Origin of the sequence: Nocardia sp. NPDC050718 (genome assembly GCF_040654235.1) — a bacterium.
Classification (GTDB): Bacteria; Actinomycetota; Actinomycetes; order Mycobacteriales; family Mycobacteriaceae; genus Nocardia.
The window spans coordinates 277,569-294,261 of sequence record NZ_JBFAHQ010000001.1 but is presented as its reverse complement, the minus strand read 5'-3'; the positions used below and the strand labels follow the sequence as shown (position 1 = coordinate 294,261).

The 16,693-nt window shown below is 68.4% G+C and carries 15 protein-coding genes; 10 read left to right on the top strand and 5 right to left on the bottom strand.

Annotation, left to right across the window (positions count from 1 at the left end; all coding sequences use genetic code 11):
- Positions 1 to 16 precede the first annotated feature (16 nt).
- Positions 17 to 760, bottom strand: coding sequence for a hypothetical protein (locus AB0H54_RS01345; RefSeq protein ID WP_357342005.1), 744 nt, complete (start codon positions 758 to 760; stop codon positions 17 to 19).
- A gap of 530 nt (positions 761 to 1,290) precedes the next feature.
- On the opposite strand from AB0H54_RS01345, the gene AB0H54_RS01340 reads away from it, so the two are divergent.
- From AB0H54_RS01340 to AB0H54_RS01330, 3 genes are all read left to right on the top strand, one after another.
- Positions 1,291 to 1,731 carry a hypothetical protein gene (locus tag AB0H54_RS01340; protein ID WP_357342004.1) on the top strand — a complete coding sequence of 147 codons (441 nt, stop codon included), beginning with the start codon at positions 1,291 to 1,293 and terminating at the stop codon, positions 1,729 to 1,731.
- Between the two features lie 108 nt (positions 1,732 to 1,839).
- On the top strand, positions 1,840 to 3,453 hold the full coding sequence (locus AB0H54_RS01335; protein WP_357342003.1) for a DUF885 domain-containing protein: 1,614 nt from the start codon (positions 1,840 to 1,842) through the stop codon (positions 3,451 to 3,453).
- Positions 3,454 to 3,533: 80 nt separating this feature from the next.
- Positions 3,534 to 4,052, top strand: coding sequence for a hypothetical protein (locus AB0H54_RS01330; protein ID WP_357342002.1), 519 nt, complete (start codon positions 3,534 to 3,536; stop codon positions 4,050 to 4,052).
- Positions 4,053 to 4,071: 19 nt separating this feature from the next.
- On the opposite strand, the gene AB0H54_RS01325 is transcribed toward AB0H54_RS01330, so the two are convergent.
- Both AB0H54_RS01325 and AB0H54_RS01320 read right to left on the bottom strand, forming a co-directional pair.
- A complete protein-coding gene (locus AB0H54_RS01325) occupies positions 4,072 to 4,848 on the bottom strand; it encodes a methyltransferase domain-containing protein (protein ID WP_357342001.1) in 777 nt (258 codons plus the stop codon).
- A 3-nt stretch (positions 4,849 to 4,851) separates the two neighbouring features.
- Entirely contained in the window at positions 4,852 to 6,120 is a 1,269-nt protein-coding gene (locus AB0H54_RS01320; RefSeq protein ID WP_357342000.1) for a serine hydrolase domain-containing protein, read from the bottom strand.
- 216 nt (positions 6,121 to 6,336) lie between these two features.
- Between AB0H54_RS01320 and AB0H54_RS01315 the strand changes: the two genes are divergently transcribed.
- The 3 genes from AB0H54_RS01315 to AB0H54_RS01305 all read left to right on the top strand — a co-directional run bounded on the left by AB0H54_RS01315 (position 6,337) and on the right by AB0H54_RS01305 (position 10,033).
- A complete protein-coding gene (locus AB0H54_RS01315) occupies positions 6,337 to 7,140 on the top strand; it encodes an alpha/beta hydrolase (protein WP_357341999.1) in 804 nt (267 codons plus the stop codon).
- Positions 7,141 to 7,172: 32 nt separating this feature from the next.
- Positions 7,173 to 8,168: a pyridoxal-phosphate dependent enzyme gene (locus AB0H54_RS01310; RefSeq protein ID WP_357341997.1), complete on the top strand. Its 996-nt coding sequence runs from the start codon at positions 7,173 to 7,175 to the stop codon at positions 8,166 to 8,168.
- A 185-nt stretch (positions 8,169 to 8,353) separates the two neighbouring features.
- Entirely contained in the window at positions 8,354 to 10,033 is a 1,680-nt protein-coding gene (locus tag AB0H54_RS01305; protein WP_357341995.1) for a cutinase family protein, read from the top strand.
- Positions 10,034 to 10,090: 57 nt separating this feature from the next.
- Here AB0H54_RS01305 and AB0H54_RS01300 read toward each other — a convergent pair whose 3' ends face one another.
- Both AB0H54_RS01300 and AB0H54_RS01295 read right to left on the bottom strand, forming a co-directional pair.
- The gene (locus tag AB0H54_RS01300) at positions 10,091 to 10,984 is read right to left on the bottom strand and encodes a DMT family transporter (protein WP_357341993.1); all 894 of its coding nucleotides are present in this window, start codon (positions 10,982 to 10,984) and stop codon (positions 10,091 to 10,093) included.
- 121 nt (positions 10,985 to 11,105) lie between these two features.
- Entirely contained in the window at positions 11,106 to 12,284 is a 1,179-nt protein-coding gene (locus AB0H54_RS01295; protein WP_357341992.1) for an MFS transporter, read from the bottom strand.
- Between the two features lie 106 nt (positions 12,285 to 12,390).
- Here AB0H54_RS01295 and AB0H54_RS01290 point away from each other — a divergent pair, with 106 nt between their 5' ends.
- From AB0H54_RS01290 to AB0H54_RS01275, 4 genes are all read left to right on the top strand, one after another.
- Positions 12,391 to 12,840, top strand: a complete 450-nt coding sequence (locus AB0H54_RS01290) for a MarR family transcriptional regulator (RefSeq protein WP_357341991.1) — start codon at positions 12,391 to 12,393, stop codon at positions 12,838 to 12,840.
- Between the two features lie 79 nt (positions 12,841 to 12,919).
- On the top strand, positions 12,920 to 13,759 hold the full coding sequence (locus AB0H54_RS01285) for a hypothetical protein (RefSeq protein WP_357341989.1): 840 nt from the start codon (positions 12,920 to 12,922) through the stop codon (positions 13,757 to 13,759).
- 222 nt (positions 13,760 to 13,981) lie between these two features.
- Positions 13,982 to 15,340: a wax ester/triacylglycerol synthase family O-acyltransferase gene (locus AB0H54_RS01280; RefSeq protein WP_357341988.1), complete on the top strand. Its 1,359-nt coding sequence runs from the start codon at positions 13,982 to 13,984 to the stop codon at positions 15,338 to 15,340.
- Positions 15,341 to 15,383: 43 nt separating this feature from the next.
- Entirely contained in the window at positions 15,384 to 16,502 is a 1,119-nt protein-coding gene (locus AB0H54_RS01275; RefSeq protein ID WP_357341987.1) for a nitronate monooxygenase family protein, read from the top strand.
- The last annotated feature ends 191 nt before the right edge of the window (positions 16,503 to 16,693 follow it).

Here is a 16,693-nt window from a genome sequence, read left to right as displayed (position 1 = left end):
ATGACTTTCGGACCTGCTATGGCTGCGGGATCCTCCATACGATCGTCACCTGTGCATCAATCGGCTGCCCAGGCGGGCCGATCAGGATCTTTTCGACCAGATAGATCAGTATCAGCCTCTGCGCCTCGATCGTCATACCCGTCCAAGTCTGATCCGATGCGCTGAGAACCTCCCGCATGACATCCGGTCTCTGTTCCAAGAGGTCGACCTCCTCCTGCAACATCGGATCGTCCGAATGGTCCGGCGTGTTCCGAAGCACGTTGATCGACCGTGCAAGAATTCCCGGTTCCGCCCGGAGTCGATCCAGTATCTGTTGACACACATACTCGTCAGCGGCATCTGCATCGATTTCTCCTTGCTCACAGTAACCCTCGGGGGCACCTCCGGCGATGTAGTTGCCACGCAGGATGTCCAAGAGAGTACGCAGGTAGGCTTCGGGACCGATTTCGGCAAGAGTTCTCAGGTTGACGGCGATCCACTCCTCCTCCGAGAACATCGGCTCGTGCGGGAACGCCAGGTCCTCAGCGATCTCGATGGCATAGATCGGATTGATCATGAGTCGTGCGATGTCGTCGGGTACCCATTTGCTGCCGTCGCCCCTGGTGCTGTCCGGAGCACCGGGGTGGACAGCCATCTCGGACATCCCGTATTCGCCGGTGTCGGCCGCTCGCCACAATGCCCGAAAACGATCGACTTCGAGAGCTGGGTGCCTAGGGAACCCACCGCACAATGACAGAAGGGCGAGCACCAGCGTCTCCATAACCTGCCATCTCGGAACAGCCTTGCCTTGGAGTATTTTTCGAACCTGCTCGTGACTCAGCGTCCCCGGTCCGTCCACGTCGATGCCACTGAGACGCCGTAGCGAGGGTGAGCCCGCTCGGGTGTACAGCTCATGGAGGGCGACGAGAAGGTCACGGTGCGGTCCAGGTGGCACCGAGGACTCCGCAGGCATCGATATCGGGGGCATTCCGAGAACCTTTCGATGTCAACTATTGCCAACGGGCAGGTTGGCGACATGGATCGACATGGACGCCGACAAGGCACAGTGTCAACAATCGTCTCCCCGGATACGCCGGATCTGATCATGGTTCCATGCGAACACATGCTCAGCTGGCCATCAGTCCCTCCGCTCGCCGCAGAATGACCCGATTCGTCCGTCGATATGGGGTCCTAACCGTCTCTCTACTCCGTTTGGCGTGGGAGGTCCTTCGATGAGATGACGTCATCGCATCAGGAGCTACTGGGTCTTTCAGATCCGTCTCGCGGTACGGGCTCGGTCGAGGCCGCGATGTGAGTCGCGGCCTCGTCGGTCAAGTCCAAATGCGTGGTGTAAATGAGTTTGACTGGCCAACAATCAAACCCGATATCGAAGCCGGATCATTGTCTGACACTGACCCGATCCCCGTTCCAGAGTTTGATCTCGGCCAGGCGGCTGCAGGTCGGCTCACCGGAGCAGCCAGCACGGCCCTCCACTGGGATCAGATCGACGACGACACATTCGAGCGCCTGCTCTACGATCTCCTCCGCGAGTTTCCCGAACACGAAAATGTCACGTGGCTCACCAAGACACGCGCGCCGGATCGTGGCAGAGACCTTGCACTGGACCGGATATTGCAGGACGGCACCGGCTGCGTCAGACGTGAACGTGTAATTAATCGAATCAGTCCCAACTACCTGACGCATAGCAGTCCCGACACAATGGTTTCTGCAGGTTCACGTCCCAACACTTGAGGTGAGCGGCACCCGGGCCCCGGTGGTTAGCGTGGCGGTATGGAATCCGCTTCGGGTGTGCACGAGGTCTGTGATCGGTACGTCGCGGAGTACGCGGCTGCCGATCCGGTGCAGGCGACGCTGTTCGGGATCGCCGGGTACGCGGATCGGCTGACCGACTATTCGCCAGCGGGGCATCGGCTGCGGGCGGAGGTCGCCCGGAAGGCGTTGGGCGACATGGCCGCGATCGAACCCGGCTCCGACAGCGAACGGGTGGCCAAGGCGGTGTTCTGTGAACGCCTGGGGATAGAACTCGAGGTGCAGGATGCGGGGCTGCGGGCGGCCTCGCTCAATGTGATCGCCAGCCCGGCGCAGGACATCCGGATGGTGTTCGATCTGATGGCCACCGAGACGGCCGCGGATTGGGCGGTGATCGCCGCGCGGATGGGACAGGTGCCCGACGCTCTTCGCGGAGTGCGGGCTTCGCTGGTGGCGGCGGCCGAGGACGGCCGGATCTCCGCGCGGCGGCAGCTCGACAAGACCGCCGAGCAGGCCGAGACCTGGGCGGGCCGCCGCGGTGACCTCGGCTTCTTCACCGGCTTGATCGCCCCCGCTCGCGAGGTGGCGGGTGCACCGTGCGACGAGCTGGAACGGTCTGCGCGCGCGGCCGATTCGGCCTATGGCGAGTTCGCCGACTTCCTGCGGGATGAGCTGGCACCGCGGGCGCCCGTCGCGGACGCGGTGGGCGAGCGGACGTATCGGCTGTGGTCACGGTATTTCACCGGCGCTGATATCGATCCTCGGGAAGCCTATGACTGGGGATGGCGCGAGTTCTCCAGGATCGAAGCCGACCTGCTCGCTGTCGCCGCTCGGATCGCGCCGGGGAAGACGCCGGCCGAAACGGCGGCGGTGCTCGATGCCGATCCGAAGTACTGGATACACGGTGCGGCCGCGTTCGAAGCGTGGTTACAGCGCACCGCCGACGCGGCGCTGACGGCATTGCGCGGCACGCATTTCGACATTCCCACGGCGGCGGGCCCGCTGGAGTGCAGGATCGCGCCGCCGGGCGGGGGCGTCGGCGCGTATTACCTCGGGCCGAGTGAGGATCTGCGGCGGCCGGGACGCATGTGGTGGTCGCTCGAGGCGGGCAAGGAGCGGTTCAGTACCTGGCGGGAGGTCAGCGTCGTCTATCACGAGGGGGTGCCGGGGCATCATCTGCACGCGATCACCGTGCTCACGGCGGACGGGCTGAACAGGTATCAGCGCATGTTGTCGTTCGTCGACGGACACAGCGAGGGGTGGGCGCTCTACGCCGAGCGGCTCATGCGCGAACTCGGCTATCTGAGCGATGACGGTGACCTGTTCGGGATGCTGACCGAACAATTGCTCCGTGCCGCGCGGGTGATCGTGGATATCGGCATGCATCTGGAGTTGACGATTCCCGCGGGCACCGGCTTCCACGAGGGCGAACGGTGGACTCCCGAGCTCGGTCTGGAGTTCCTGTTGACCCGCGCCCTGACCGAACCGGCCAGGGCACGTTTCGAGATCGACCGCTATCTGGGCTGGCCGGGGCAGGCGCCCGCGTACAAATTGGGTGAGCGCGGATGGCTCGCCGCCCGTGAGGAGGCGCGGAGCCGTGCCGGGGAATCGTTCTCGCTGAAGGAATTCCACACCCGCGCGTTACGCATGGGCGGCATGGGGATGGATACCCTGCGCGCGCAGCTGGCCGCGAGCGAAGACTGACGATCACCGGCCAGGCAGTCCGATCGCTACGATCAAGTGGGAGGATCGGCCGGTTGCCGGTGACGGAAATCAGGGTGGGGATGAAACCGCTGTTCAGCCCGGTCGTGCCGGTGTATTGGATCGTGTCGGCGCTGGCCGCCGCGCTGTACTTCTCCGGCGTGCTCCGGGTCGCGATGATGCTCGCGCGGTGGGCGGACGAGTCCGTCGCGCTGGTGTTCGGGTTCCTGGGTGGGATGCTGTTCGCGCTGCTCACCTGGCCGCTGGTCATCGCGATCGTCTGGCAGGCGCGGCGGGCGTATTTGCGCAGGACGGCCGCTTCGGTCATCGCGACGGTGACCGATTCCGGTCACCGGGTGACGCGCGCCAACAACAATCCGTTCGCCACTCATCGCGTGCATATCGAGGCGACGTTTACCCACCCGGAAACAGGGACCGAACACCGGCTGCGAAAGCGGTACGCGTTGAACGAGTTCCGGCGCTCGACGGCGAAAGAGATGGTGCGGCATTACGCCGTCGGTGCTGAGATACCGGTGCTGGTGCGCGGGCGCGTGGCCGGATTCGATGTACCGCAGCGACCACAGTGGGTCGACCTCTGGTGATACCGCTCGGGGTCGCTTGTCAGTTCGCGCGGCGCGTGAGTTCGGCCCGCATCTGCAGGAATCGGAAGAGGCCGGGCCTGCCGATGACGGCCTCGTAGCGGTCGACGACCTCCTGCACGAAAGCGGGAACGTCGGCGGCCGGGAGGCGAGCGGTCCAGTCCGCGAAACCGACGGTGCACCAGCGGGTGAAGGCGTCGCGGGAGCCGAAGTCCCATTCCCGGTCGGTGACGGATCGCGCGGTGACGTCGAGGTCGGCGCTCGCCGCGATCGCGGGGAGCGCGTCGGGGTCGATGTGCACGTAGGGGCGCGGGAAATCGGTGAAGGCCGCCGACCACCGCGCGTCGGCGGTGACCGCCATCGCGACGGACTCGACGCTCGGGCGTCGGCCTGCGCAGACGTACTGCACCAGGACGCGTCCGCCGGGGGCGAGCGCGGTGGCGATGTGACGGTAGGCGGTCTCCTGGTCGACCACCCAGTGCAGGGCGTTGAACGAGACGACGAGATCGAATTCGTGATCGAAGGACATGGTCGTGACGTCGCCGACCTGGAAATCGACGTTCGTGAGCTGGTCGTCGGCGGTGCGGGCGACCTCGATCATCCGTGGCGACGGGTCGACGCCGAGGACGGAACCTTCGGGGACCCGGGTCGCGATCAGGCGCGACACATAGCCGTCGCCGCACCCGACGTCGAGCACGCGCTCGGCGCCCGCGACCGTGACGGACTCGACCGCTGCCGTCGCCATCGTCCGCTGGAGCGCGCTGATGTGGGCGTAGCCGGCGCCGTCCCAGTCGGCCATCGGCTACGACCCGCCCTGCGCTGGCGCGTCCTGCTTGACCGGCGGGGCGTCGTCGGGCGCGAGGTACGCGCCGATCTTGCGGAACAGCGCGTCACCGCCGTTGGAATAACCGCCCGTGGCGCTGAACGCCTCGGGCAGGAAGGTGACGGCGACCGCGATCGCGATCTTCTCCGACGGCAGATAGGCGTTGACCGCGGCGCCGCCGTAGAACAACGGGTTCTGGAAGGACCAGTCGCCGGTGAGCCAGAGGCCGAGGCCGTAGGTCTGGAAATCGTCGAGCGGGCGGCAGTTGACACAGCCGGGAACCGCCGTGGTCTTGCCGCGCAGGTCGGTGGTCGTCATCGCCCGGTAGGACTCGTCGGAGAGCAGTTCGCCGCTGCCGATGGCGACGGCGCTGCGTTCGAGGTCGTGGATATCGCTGGTCTGGATGGCGCCGTGGCTGATCGTCCACGACGGATTCCAGTAGGTCGACTCCTCGTAGAAGGGGACATCGGCGGGCAACGAGAAGTACTCGCGGCGCTCCGAGGTGAACGTGTGCAGGACCGGCTCGGGGATATAGGGGGTCAGGTTCGGCGCGGTGTTCTTCAGGTCGAGCGGGCCGAGTACCTTCTCCTGCAACGCATCCGCGAGCGACTTGCCGGTGACCTTCTCCAGCGCCAATCCGAGCAGGACGTAGTTGGTGTGCGCGTAGGCCCAGTTGGTTCCTGGTTCGAACCACAGGGGGTCGTCGATCGCGAGCGCGAGCTGGTCCTGGGTGGTCCACGCCTTGTACGGATCCGCGTAGGCGATCTCGGCGAATTTCTCGTTTCCGAGCACGAAATCGTGATAGCCCGAAGTCATCTGGGCCAGCTGTCGCAGATTCACGCGATCGGCGTTGGGAATGTCGGGCAGGTATTTCGAGAGTTTGTCGTCGAGGCTCAGTTTTCCCTCGTCGGCCAGGATCAGCAGGAGCGTCGACACGTAGGAGATCGCGACGGCGCCGTTGCGGAAATGCATGTCGGTGGTGGCCGGCACGCCGGTCATCGACTCGCCCCTGGCCGCGGTGACGATCTCCTTGCCGTCGATCGTCACCCGGACGATCACCGACTTGAGGTGCGCTTGCGCCATGTAGTCGTCGACGATCTTCATGATGGCATCGGCTTTGGCCGGGTCATCGCTGGAGAATGTCGGGCGGGCGGTCGCGGTCGAATCCGGCGCGGTGTCGTTCGACGAACACGCGGCCAGCAGACCCAGCGTGCAGACGAACACCAGAACATTCCGAGAAACCGACATTGGTCACCTTCCTGGGTACCTGGAAAATCCGCTTGTTCTGGTGTCCTCCGAAATGTGGTGCGAGCGAACAGCCAATTCTATGGCGGCCGCGGCGCCGCGGCGAGACCCCGCGCGGTGCGGTGTCAGCGGGCGCGTCAGCCGGGTGTCAGGGCGGTGTCAGGTCGGCTCGCGACAGTTGTCGCAATCAACGAGCACGAACCGAGAGGGTGATCCCGAATGACCGCACGACACACGAACTCCACCGCCTGGACCGGCATGGTGGCCGTCGACGATACGGAGCTGGCCGTCACCGATACCGGCGGCGACGGGATCGCGGTGCTGTACCTGAACGGGCAGTTCGCCACCCAGGGCTACTGGCGCAAGACCATCGCCGAGCTGGGACCGGGGTTCCGGCACATCACCTTCGACGAGCGGGCGCGTGGCAAGAAGTCGAAGCTGTCCGCCGACTACTCCTTCGAGGCCGCCGTGCGTGATGTCGACGCGGTGCTGGCGGCCAGGGGCGTGGAGCGGGCGCTGGTGGTCGGCTGGTCCTACGGCGCCGTCGTCGGCGCGCACTGGGCCGAGCGGAACCCGGAGCGGGCCATCGGCGCGGTGCTGGTCGACGGCGCCTTCCCGTACGACTGGCTGGACGACGCGATGGAGGAGCGGATCCGCACGCTGTTCAAGCGGTTGAGCTGGTTCATGCCGCTGATGCGCCCGACCGGTCTGGCCCCGCGGATGACGGCGGCGCAGCAGGCCGAGAGCAATATCGAGCTGGGCAAGCTGTCGCGGACCAGCGAGCTGGGTCCGGTGCTGGACGCGATCACCGTGCCGGTGCGCTACGTGGTGGCCTCGGGCACCTCGTTCGGCAGCAAGCGCGACGAGCAGGAGAAGATCCGCAGCGGACTCGACGCGGCGACCACCCGCAATCCGAACATCCGGATCGGCGCGAAGGTGCCGAGCAACCACGGTGCCATCCTGCGCAAGGACTTCCGGGCCATCGCGGACTCGGTGCGCGAGGTCGCGGAACTGGACGGGTGACAAGGACGGGATGCGGTGATCTAGTCACAGGTATGACCGCACTACTGCACCAACGGTTCGGCGAGCTCCGCGACACCCTGCCGCACCTGCGGCTCGGCACCGGACCGACCCCGTTGCGCCCATTGCCCGAACTCGCCGTCGGCCGAGCCCAGCTGTGGCTCGCGGACGACGGCGAGTTCGGCGACGGCGGGTGGGGCGGGAACAAGATCCGCAAGCTCGAATGGCTGCTGCCCGATGCCCGCAGGCGGGGGCGGCGCACGATCCTCACCGTCGGCGGGCTGGGAACGAACTGGGGCTTGGCGACCGCGCTGTACGCCAGGGAGCACGGACTGCGCACCGCGCTCGCGCTGGTCGATCAGCCCATCGACGACCATGTGCGCGCCCAGCTGGCGCGGCTCGAACGCAGCGGGGCCACCCTGCATTTCACCCACACCAAGGCGCGCACGATCGCCGCGGTGCCGTACCTGCTGGCACGGCATTCGTCGGGCGGCAGGCCGCCGTACCTGCTGCCCGCGGGTGGGTCGTCGACGGTCGGGGTGCTCGGCTATGTCGAGGCGGCGCTGGAACTCGCCGATCAGGTGGCCGCGGGGGTGGTGCCGGAGCCGACGCACATCGTCACCGCGATCGGTTCGGGCGGGACCGCCGCCGGGCTGCTGCTCGGACTCGAGCTGGCGGGGCTGTCGACGCGGGTGGTCGGCGTTGTCGTCAACGATCAGCTCCGGCTCGACGCGACGACCCTGCTGCGCTCGGCCCGGCGGACCGCGGCGCTGCTGCGGGCGCGCGGTGCGCGGCTGCCGGAGCTGACGCTGTCCGCCGACCGCTTGATCCTCGTCGAGGACCAGCTCGGCGCCGGCTACGGCCACCCCACCGCGCAGGGCGCGCGGGCCGAGGCGCTGGCCGCCGAGGCCGGGTTGCACCTCGAACCCGTCTACACCGCGAAGGCGATGGCCGCGACGCTCGCGCTCGATGCCGAGGGCGCGCTCGGGGACGGCGTCGTGGTGTTCCTCAATACCAACGGTCCTCGCTGAGACGCCCAAGTGAACGGCTCCTACCAGCACGAAGTCCGGGAGCCGAGCCGGCTGCCCCCGGAATCGGGGGCACCTGATTCCTGTTCGCGGCAGTAACGATCTTCCGAGGTGGGACGACAAAGGTCGTGACAAACGGCCCGTCGGGGGGCCTGCCCACCTGTAGGTCATTCGAACGGGATCACACCATGAATCTGCGCGAGTTCCTTGCGAAACATCGCATCGCTTCGGCTGTCGCCGCACCGGCGGCGCTGGGTGTCGCGGCCATCGTCGCCGCGTCGTTCGCGGTGACGTCGCAGCCCGAGTCCCCCTCCTACCAGCTGACCACCTCGGTGACCGAGTGCCGCGAGATGGTGACCATCTCGGTGGCGGGCCGCAACGACACCCCCGTCGAGGGGACGACGGCGATGCTGCTCGACGCGAACGGCAACCCGCTGCCCGCGGCGCTGTCGGGCGATCACAGCAGCGTGTGGGTCGACCCGGTGGTGAACGCCCCGCGCGACGACCTGGCCGAGGGCCAGTACGCGGCCATCTACATCGCCTACCCGGCGGACATGCGGACCTACGAGGACGCGGTCAACCAGGGCGTGGCCAACACCCAGCAGGTGATGCGCGAGATCTCCGCCGCCTGCCCGGACACCAAGTTCTCCATCGTCGGCTACAGCGAGGGCGCCGACGTGGTGCGCCGCGTCGCCGAGGGCATCGGCAACGACAACCCCGCCGACGGCTACTCGGTGGTCGACCCCGACGACGTGCTCGGCGTGGTGATGTTCGCCGATGCCGGTCGCAAGGCCGGGGAGGGCCCGTTCATCGGCGCCGAGGACCCCTTCGCCAACCCGGACGGCTTCGACCAGAAGTACCAGAACGGCACCAAGCCGGTCTCGGGTCAGGGTGTGACCACCGGCGGCGGCTTCGGCGCGCTGAACGGCAAGATCGCCTCCTTCTGCTCCGAGGGCGACCTCACCTGCGCGGCACCGGAGAACATCTCCCTGCTCCAGCTGGCCGCCAATGTCGGACGGCAGATCAACGTCGACGACCTGCAGCGCGACGGCCTGACCCCGGCCACCGGCCAGGACATGGCCTTCACCCTCGGCCGGATCGCGATGGCCGCCTTCTCCGACATCGCCGCCAACCCGAACTGGATGGCCAGCGACGAGACCTTCCTCGACGTGCTGCTGAAGGTGTCGGACCCGGACTACAAGCCGGGTGAGACGAAGGCACCGGCCAAGGCCGACACCATCGCGGCCGAGCAGGTCTCGCCGCTGGCGTACCTGCCGCAGAAGGTGTTCAACGAGATCGTCGGGCTGATCGTGACGAACCAGAACACCATCCCGGTGGCGATGAGCGACCCGTACCAGCTGACGCTCGGCCCGAACGGCACCGGTCATCACTTCGACTACTGGCGTGACTCCGACGCCGCCAACGGCAAGCCGATGACCTCGGCCGAGTACGCCGCGGCGTGGCTGACCCACCTGGCCAAGCAGGCGCAGGCGGGCGAGACGGTGAACACCAAGTCGGCGCCGACCGATGCCGACGTGACCGCCGCGCTGGCCGCGCCGACCAAGCCGGCCACGACCACCACCGCGGCGGCGAGTACAACCACGTCGAAGTCGGCGACCAGCACCGCCAAGACGACGACGCCGACCACCACCTCGTCGACCGGAACGACGACCGCGCCGAGCACCACGACGCCGTCGACCACCGCGCCGTCCACCACGACGCAGGCTCCGGAACCGGTGACCAACCAGGCCGAGGCCCCCGCGCCGAAGGCCACCACCACCACGGCGCCCGCGCCGACCACGACGGTGGCACCGACCACGACCGTCGCGCCGACGAGCACCACGACCACCACGGCGCCGACCAACTGATCGGACCGACGATCCCCGGTGGGCAGCGTTGTTCGTTGCCCACCGGGGATTTTCGTGTCAGGGGGCGGGTTCGGCGACCGGTTCGGGGAGTGCGTCGCGCACCCGCGCGGTGCGCCGGGTGCCGATGATCGATCCGATGACGACCAGCGGGAATCCGATCGCCATACCGATCGTCAGCGGTTCGCCCAGCGCCGCGACGCCGAGCACGATGGCGACGGCCGGATTGATGTAGGTGATGACGGTCGCGCGCGCAGGGCCGACCTCGGCGATGAGCGCGAAGAAGACGAGAAAGGCGGTGGCCGTGCAGATCACGGCCAGGCCGAGAATCGACCAGGCGGCGTCGGCGGGGATGTGGGCGGGCCAGGACGCGGCCGTGAACGGGGTGTAGACGAGGGCGGCGAGCAGCAGCGACGCGGTGACGACGCCGAGCGCGGGCAGGTCGGCGAGGGTGCGGTCGTAGATGATCGGGCCGATCGCGTAGCCGACCGTGGTCACCGCGACGGCGGTCAGCGCCATCGGGTCGGTCAGGTCGAGGTCGAGGCCGACCAGCGCGGCGACGCCGGCGAAGCCGATGAGCAGGCCGACGGTGCGGCGGCCGTCGAAGCGGTCGTGGCCGAGCAGGGTCACGATGACGATCGCGATCAGCGGTACCGCCGCGACGAGCAGGCCGACGGTGGAGCTGTGCAGGGTCTTCTCGGCGTAACCCAGCAGTACCCACGGGCCGACGATCTCGATCGCGGTGTAGGCCAGCAGCATTCGCCAGCGGGCGAGCACGCCGCGGAAGGCGTTGGTGTACAGGGCGATCGGCAGCAGGAGCAGGCCGCCGATCGCGGTGCGCCCGAAGGCGACGACCACCGGGTCGATGCTCTCGACCGCGATCCGGATCATCGCGTAGGGCACGCCCCAGATCACGCCGAGCGCCAGGAACAGCACCCATCCGCGCTTACTCACCGATCACCACCGCTTCCGTTCCGCGGCGAGGTCCACACTCGCCCGGGTCATCCTATGATTTGGCACGGTGGTCGGCCGAGTGGCCGGAGTGACATATTTCGTCAACATCCGGCCACCGCGACTAGACCGCGACGGGCTCCCGGACCGCGGGCGCCGCGGCGCGCGTGCCGCGGGTGGCCGCGATCAGCACGACCAGCCCGGTGGCGGCGAACCCGGCGCCGACCCACAGCGGCGAGACCCAGCCGAAGCCCGCGCTGATCGCCAGTCCCGACAGCCAGACGCCGAGGAAGTTGCCGACATTGAACGCGGCGATGTTCGCCGAGGACGCGAGCGTCGGCGCGGCGGCCGCGTGGTCGAGCACGCGCATCTGCAGGCCGGGCGTCGCGCCGAAGCCGAAGAAGCCCATGGCGGGCAGCAGCAGGAGCGCGGCGAGCTTGTGGTCGGCCAGCAGCGCGAAGGCGACCAGCGCGAGGCCGAGGGCCAGGGTGAGCGCGAGCAGGGTGCGGGTCAGCGCGCGGTCGGCCCAGCGGCCGCCGAACAGGTTGCCGAAGAACAAGCCGACACCGAAGAGCACCAGCAGCCACGGGACGACGCCGTCGGAGAACCCGGTGACCCGGGTGAGCAGCGGCTCGATGTACATGAACGCGCCGAACATGCCGCCGAAGACGAGCACGGTCATCGCCAGTGAGTACCAGACCTGACCATTGCGGAACACCGCCAGCTCGGCCCGCAGATCCGGCCGCGCGCTCGCCGCGGGCGCGTCCGGGACCAGCGCGGTGATGCCGGCCAGCGCGACCAGCCCGACGACGGTGATCACCGCGAAGGTGGCCCGCCAGCCCCACTGCTGACCGATGAACGTGCCGAGCGGAACGCCGAGCACATTGGCGATGGTGAGCCCGCCGAACATGATCGAGATGGCGCCCGCCTTCTTCGCGGGCGCCACCAGCGAGGCCGCCAGCACCGCGCCGATGCCGAAGAACGCGCCGTGCGCGAGCGCGGCGAGCACCCGTCCGCCGAGCAGCGCCGCGTAGCCGGGCGCCAGCGCCGAGGCGGCGTTGCCGACCGTGAACAGCACCATGAGCAGCTGCAATGCCCGCTTGGGCTGCCACCGGTTGACCACCGGGGTGAGCGCGAGCGCGCCGACGACGACGGCCAGCGCGTAGCCGGAGATGAGGTAGCCGGCGGTCGGCACGGAGACGCCCATGTCGTCGGCCACCGCCGAGAGCAGACCGGCGATGACGAACTCGGTGAGTCCGATGCCGAAGCCCCCGAGCGCGAGGGCGATGAGACCGAGTGGCATGTGAGCGCTTCCTTCCGTTCCGCGCCGATATCACGCGTGTGCAACTAACACTAGGCGACGATAGTTGCACACGCGCTCTATTGCAACCGCCAGCTATACTCGGCCCATGGGTATTGCGGATGACGCCGTCGAGGTGCGGGCGACCGGCTGGCGCACCCTGGCCGCACTGCACGGGCACATCGAGAGCGCGCTGGAGCGCGAGCTGGTGCGCGAGCACGAACTGTCGGTCGTCGAATACACGGTCCTCGACGCGCTGGCCCGCCAGGACGGCTGGCACATGCGCATCTCGCAGCTCGCTCGCGCGGCGGCGTTGTCGGCCAGCGCGACGACCCGGCTGGTGAACCGGCTGGAGGATCGCGGCTTCCTGGTCCGGGTGCTGTGCGCGGACGACCGGCGCGGCATCTACACCGAGCTCACCGAAACCGGAAGGGCCGCCTACGAAAAGGCCCGCCCGACGCACGATCGAGTACTGGAACAAGCACTTTCGGACGCCGAGCAGATCCCCGAACTGGCGCCGCTCGTCGGCTTCCTGCACCGGGTTCCGGCACCCCGCTGACCGCGACACTCCGTACGACATCGCCAGGCAACGCGCCGATCATGGTGACTGTGCGGTGCCTCGGTGCAATGATCGGCGGGTGACTCAGTGGCTCCCACTCCTCGGTTCGCTCGTCGTCGCCGCCGCAGTTCTGGTCGGTGTCATCGCCAACAACCGCACCCACCGCGAGGGCATCGCGGCGGCCGACGAGCGCGGCAGGCAGGCACTCGACGCCGCGCAGCGCAATGTCGAGCTGTCGAACATGGTGGGTGACCAGCGCGATCACGAGGCGTGGCGCCGGGAGGCGGTGCTCGCCGCGGTCGCCGCCATCCTCGAGACCTCGGCCTCGGTGCGCGCCGATCTGACCAGCTGCGGGGAGTGGGACCTCGTCACCGCGGAGGAGATCGACGGCGTCGGCGCCCAGATCCACAAGGTGATCTGGGACCGCCCGACCGCCATGCTGACCCGGCTGCGGGTCGTGGCGCACCGCCGGATCCCGAACAAGTGCGAAGACCTGCTGCGCACCCTGACCGCCGCCCAGCACATCACCATGCAGCGGCTGAAGCTGCACATCGATGTGGAGGCCACGGTCGAGGAGCTGGAGGAAATGGCCTCGCTGTGGCAGAAGGCCATGCGGCACGCGGCCGAGCAGGAGCGGGCGCTGGTGGAGACGACCAGGGTCGAGCTCGGCATCGACATCGCCACCACGAAAGGCCCTGCGGTCGCGCCCGTTCCGGCCCCCGAGCCGCAGGTGGCCGAGCCGGTCGCCGAGCCCGTCGCGGAGCCCGTCGCCGAGGCGGCCGCGGAGCCGGTCGCCGAAACCCCCGTCGAGGAAGCGCCTTTCGAGCAGCCGGTCGAGGAGCACACCGCCGTGCTGCGCCTGGCCGACGCCGTCGAGCCCCCGGCCGAAGCCCGTCAGGCCGAGCCGGCGAAGGTCTGACCCGAACCCGGAAACACCGCCTGATCTGCGCGACCGTCCAGTTCGCTGGGTGGAGCGCGCAACCGTGTCGGACGTGCGGCGGTGTCGCCGTTCACCTGACGCCGCCGGGACGGGGCAGGTAACTTGGGAGGCGGCACGTGATGCGTCACAGTGCCGACCCGACAGCGTGGTCGATCGTCTACAGACTTGCACCGAACCACTCTCGTCAGGGGGCGATCTGTTATGGAGTTCATCGCGCCGTTGGATGCGCTGTTCCTGCTCGCGGAATCCCGTGAGCACCCGATGCATGTGGGCTCACTGCAATTGTTCGAGCCGCCCGAGGACGCGGGGCCGGACTATCTGCGCGAGTTCCGCGAGATCTTGCTCGCCGACAAGACCTTTCGGCCGACCTTCCGCAAGCGCCCCGCCACCTGGCTCGGCGCACCGCAGCTGGCCTGGACCCAGGACGACGACGTCGACCTGGACTTCCACCTCCAGCGCAGCGCGCTCCCCGCGCCGGGCCGGATCGAGCAGCTGCTCGACCACGCCTCGACCCTGCACAGCGCCCTGCTCGACCGGCACCGCCCGATGTGGGAGATGCATTTCGTCGAGGGCCTGGCCGACGGCCGGTTCGCGCTCTACTCGAAGATGCACCACTCGCTGATCGACGGCGTTTCCGCGCAGCGATTACTGCGGCGCACGCTCACCACCGACCCCGTCGCGACCGAGATCAAGACGCCGTGGAACCTGCCGCGCAAGCAGCGGCCCGACGCGCCGCGCGAGCAGCGCTCCCGGCTGGGCGGACTGCTCGGCGGCCTCGGCTCGGCGGGTTCCTCGACCGCGGCGCTGATGAAGGCGACCCGCACCGGCCTGCTCCAGCAGCAGCTGACGCTGCCGTTCGAGGCGCCGCGCACGCTGTTCAACGTGCCGATCGGCGGCGCTCGCAAATGCGTGGTGCGCACCTGGTCGATGGACCGGGTGAAGCAGGTGAAGAAGGCGACCGGCACCACCGTCAACGATGTGGTGCTGGCGATGTCGGCCGGCGCGCTGCGCGCCTACCTGCTCGAGCGCGACGCCCTGCCGGACAAGCCGATGATCGCGATGGTGCCGATGTCGCTGCGCGACGAGGACGACACCGATACCCAGGGCGTGAAGATCGCGGCGCTGCTGTGCAACCTGGGTACCGATGTCGCCGATCCGCTGGAGCGGCTGCGGGTGGTGAGCGAGTCGACCCGGCGCAACAAGGAGGTCTACCGCTCGCTGACACCCGCCCAGACGCTCGCGGTCGCCGGGGTGATGCTGAGCCCGATGGCGGCGATGCTGCTGCCCGGTTTCGCCTCGATGGCGACGCCGCCGTTCAATATCGTCATCTCGAATGTGCCGGGCGCGCGGGAGCCGCTGTATTGGAACGGCGCGCGGCTGGACGCGAGTTATCCGCTGTCCATCCCGCTGGACGGCCAGGCCGTGAACATCACCCTCACCTCGAATGGCGACAATCTCGATTTCGGTTTGGTCGGTTGCCGCCGCACCCTGCCCGACCTGCATCGACTGCTCGATCACCTGGAGGATTCGCTGACCGAGCTGGAGGCCGCTGCGGCCTGAAATTGGCCCTTATCGAGCAAAATAGAACGTGTTACAGTTCGGTATGCGTACCGAATTCTGCGAACAGCTCGGCATCGAGTTCCCCATCTTCGCCTTCACGCACTGCCGCGATGTCGTGGCAGCGGTGAGCAACGCGGGCGGACTCGGCGTGCTCGGCGCCGTCGGCTTCACCGCCGAACAGCTCGAAGTGGAGCTGGCCTGGCTCGACGAGCACGTCAACGGCATCTACGGCGTCGACCTGGTGATCCCGTCGAAGTACGAGGGCAAGGGCGTGGAAGGCCTGACCCCCGAACAGCTGGAAAAGCAGCTGGCGCAGATGGTTCCGCAGGGCCATCGCGACTTCGCGCAGAAGATCCTGGCCGACCACGGCGTGCCCGCGCTGCCCGACGGTGAGCACCACAACGAGCTGCTCGGCTGGACCGCGACCACCGCGGGCCCGCAGGTGGACGTGATCCTGAACCACCCGAAGGCGAAGCTGGTCGCGAACGCGCTCGGCACCCCGCCCGAGGACGTCGTCAAGCGCATCCAGGACTCCGGCCGGGTGATCGGCGCGCTCTGCGGTTCGGTCAAGCACGCGATGAACCACAAGGCGGCCGGGCTGGACTTCGTGGTCTGCCAGGGCACCGAGGGCGGCGGCCACTGCGGCGAGGTGTCCTCGCTGGTGCTGTGGCCGCAGGTGATCGAGGCGATCGGCGACACCCCGGTGCTGGCCGCCGGCGGCATCGGCAACGGCGCGCAGGTCGCGGCGGCGCTGGCGATGGGCGCGGCGGGCGCGTGGATCGGCTCGCTGTGGCTGACCGTCGAGGAGGCCAATGTGCCGCCCGCGCAGATGGACACCTACCTCGAGGCCACCAGCCACGACACCATCCGCTCGCGCTCCTGGACCGGCAAGCCCTGCCGCATGCTGCGCAACGACTGGACCGACGCGTGGGAGGACACCGAGAACCCCGACCCGCTGCCGATGCCGCTGCAGATGATGGTCGCCCTCGACGGCGTGAAGCGCGGCCACCGCTACCCCGAAGCGGCCAAGGACGTGAACTTCAACCCGGTCGGCCAGGTCGTCGGCATGATGAACAAGGTCGAGCGCAGCGCCGACGTGGTCAACCGGCTGGTCGAGGAGTACGTCACCGCCTACGACCGGCTGACCAAGCTCAACGGCTGAGCACCGCGGCTCGGGTAACCTTTCAGCTACCGGCTACCCGGCCCCGAAGAACACGACCCCGCACGCCCCGACCTCGCGGAGGGGCAGGCCGACGCAGTCGGCCGTCGCGGCCGTGCCCGCCCGCCGCCGGCCCCGGCCGCCCCGGGGGTGCCCCCGGGGCGCCGGCAGGCGCGCCCCCCCCCCCGCAAAAA

Coding starts and splice junctions, on each gene's coding strand:
- AB0H54_RS01345 (WP_357342005.1), bottom strand. CDS start 760: ATGGAGACGCTGGTGCTCGCCCTTCTGTCATTGTGCGGTGGGTTCCCT.
- AB0H54_RS01330 (WP_357342002.1), top strand. CDS start 3,534: ATGAAACCGCTGTTCAGCCCGGTCGTGCCGGTGTATTGGATCGTGTCG.
- AB0H54_RS01325 (WP_357342001.1), bottom strand. CDS start 4,848: ATGGCCGACTGGGACGGCGCCGGCTACGCCCACATCAGCGCGCTCCAG.
- AB0H54_RS01320 (WP_357342000.1), bottom strand. CDS start 6,120: ATGTCGGTTTCTCGGAATGTTCTGGTGTTCGTCTGCACGCTGGGTCTG.
- AB0H54_RS01315 (WP_357341999.1), top strand. CDS start 6,337: ATGACCGCACGACACACGAACTCCACCGCCTGGACCGGCATGGTGGCC.
- AB0H54_RS01310 (WP_357341997.1), top strand. CDS start 7,173: ATGACCGCACTACTGCACCAACGGTTCGGCGAGCTCCGCGACACCCTG.
- AB0H54_RS01305 (WP_357341995.1), top strand. CDS start 8,354: ATGAATCTGCGCGAGTTCCTTGCGAAACATCGCATCGCTTCGGCTGTC.
- AB0H54_RS01295 (WP_357341992.1), bottom strand. CDS start 12,284: ATGCCACTCGGTCTCATCGCCCTCGCGCTCGGGGGCTTCGGCATCGGA.
- AB0H54_RS01290 (WP_357341991.1), top strand. CDS start 12,391: ATGGGTATTGCGGATGACGCCGTCGAGGTGCGGGCGACCGGCTGGCGC.
- AB0H54_RS01280 (WP_357341988.1), top strand. CDS start 13,982: ATGGAGTTCATCGCGCCGTTGGATGCGCTGTTCCTGCTCGCGGAATCC.
- AB0H54_RS01275 (WP_357341987.1), top strand. CDS start 15,384: ATGCGTACCGAATTCTGCGAACAGCTCGGCATCGAGTTCCCCATCTTC.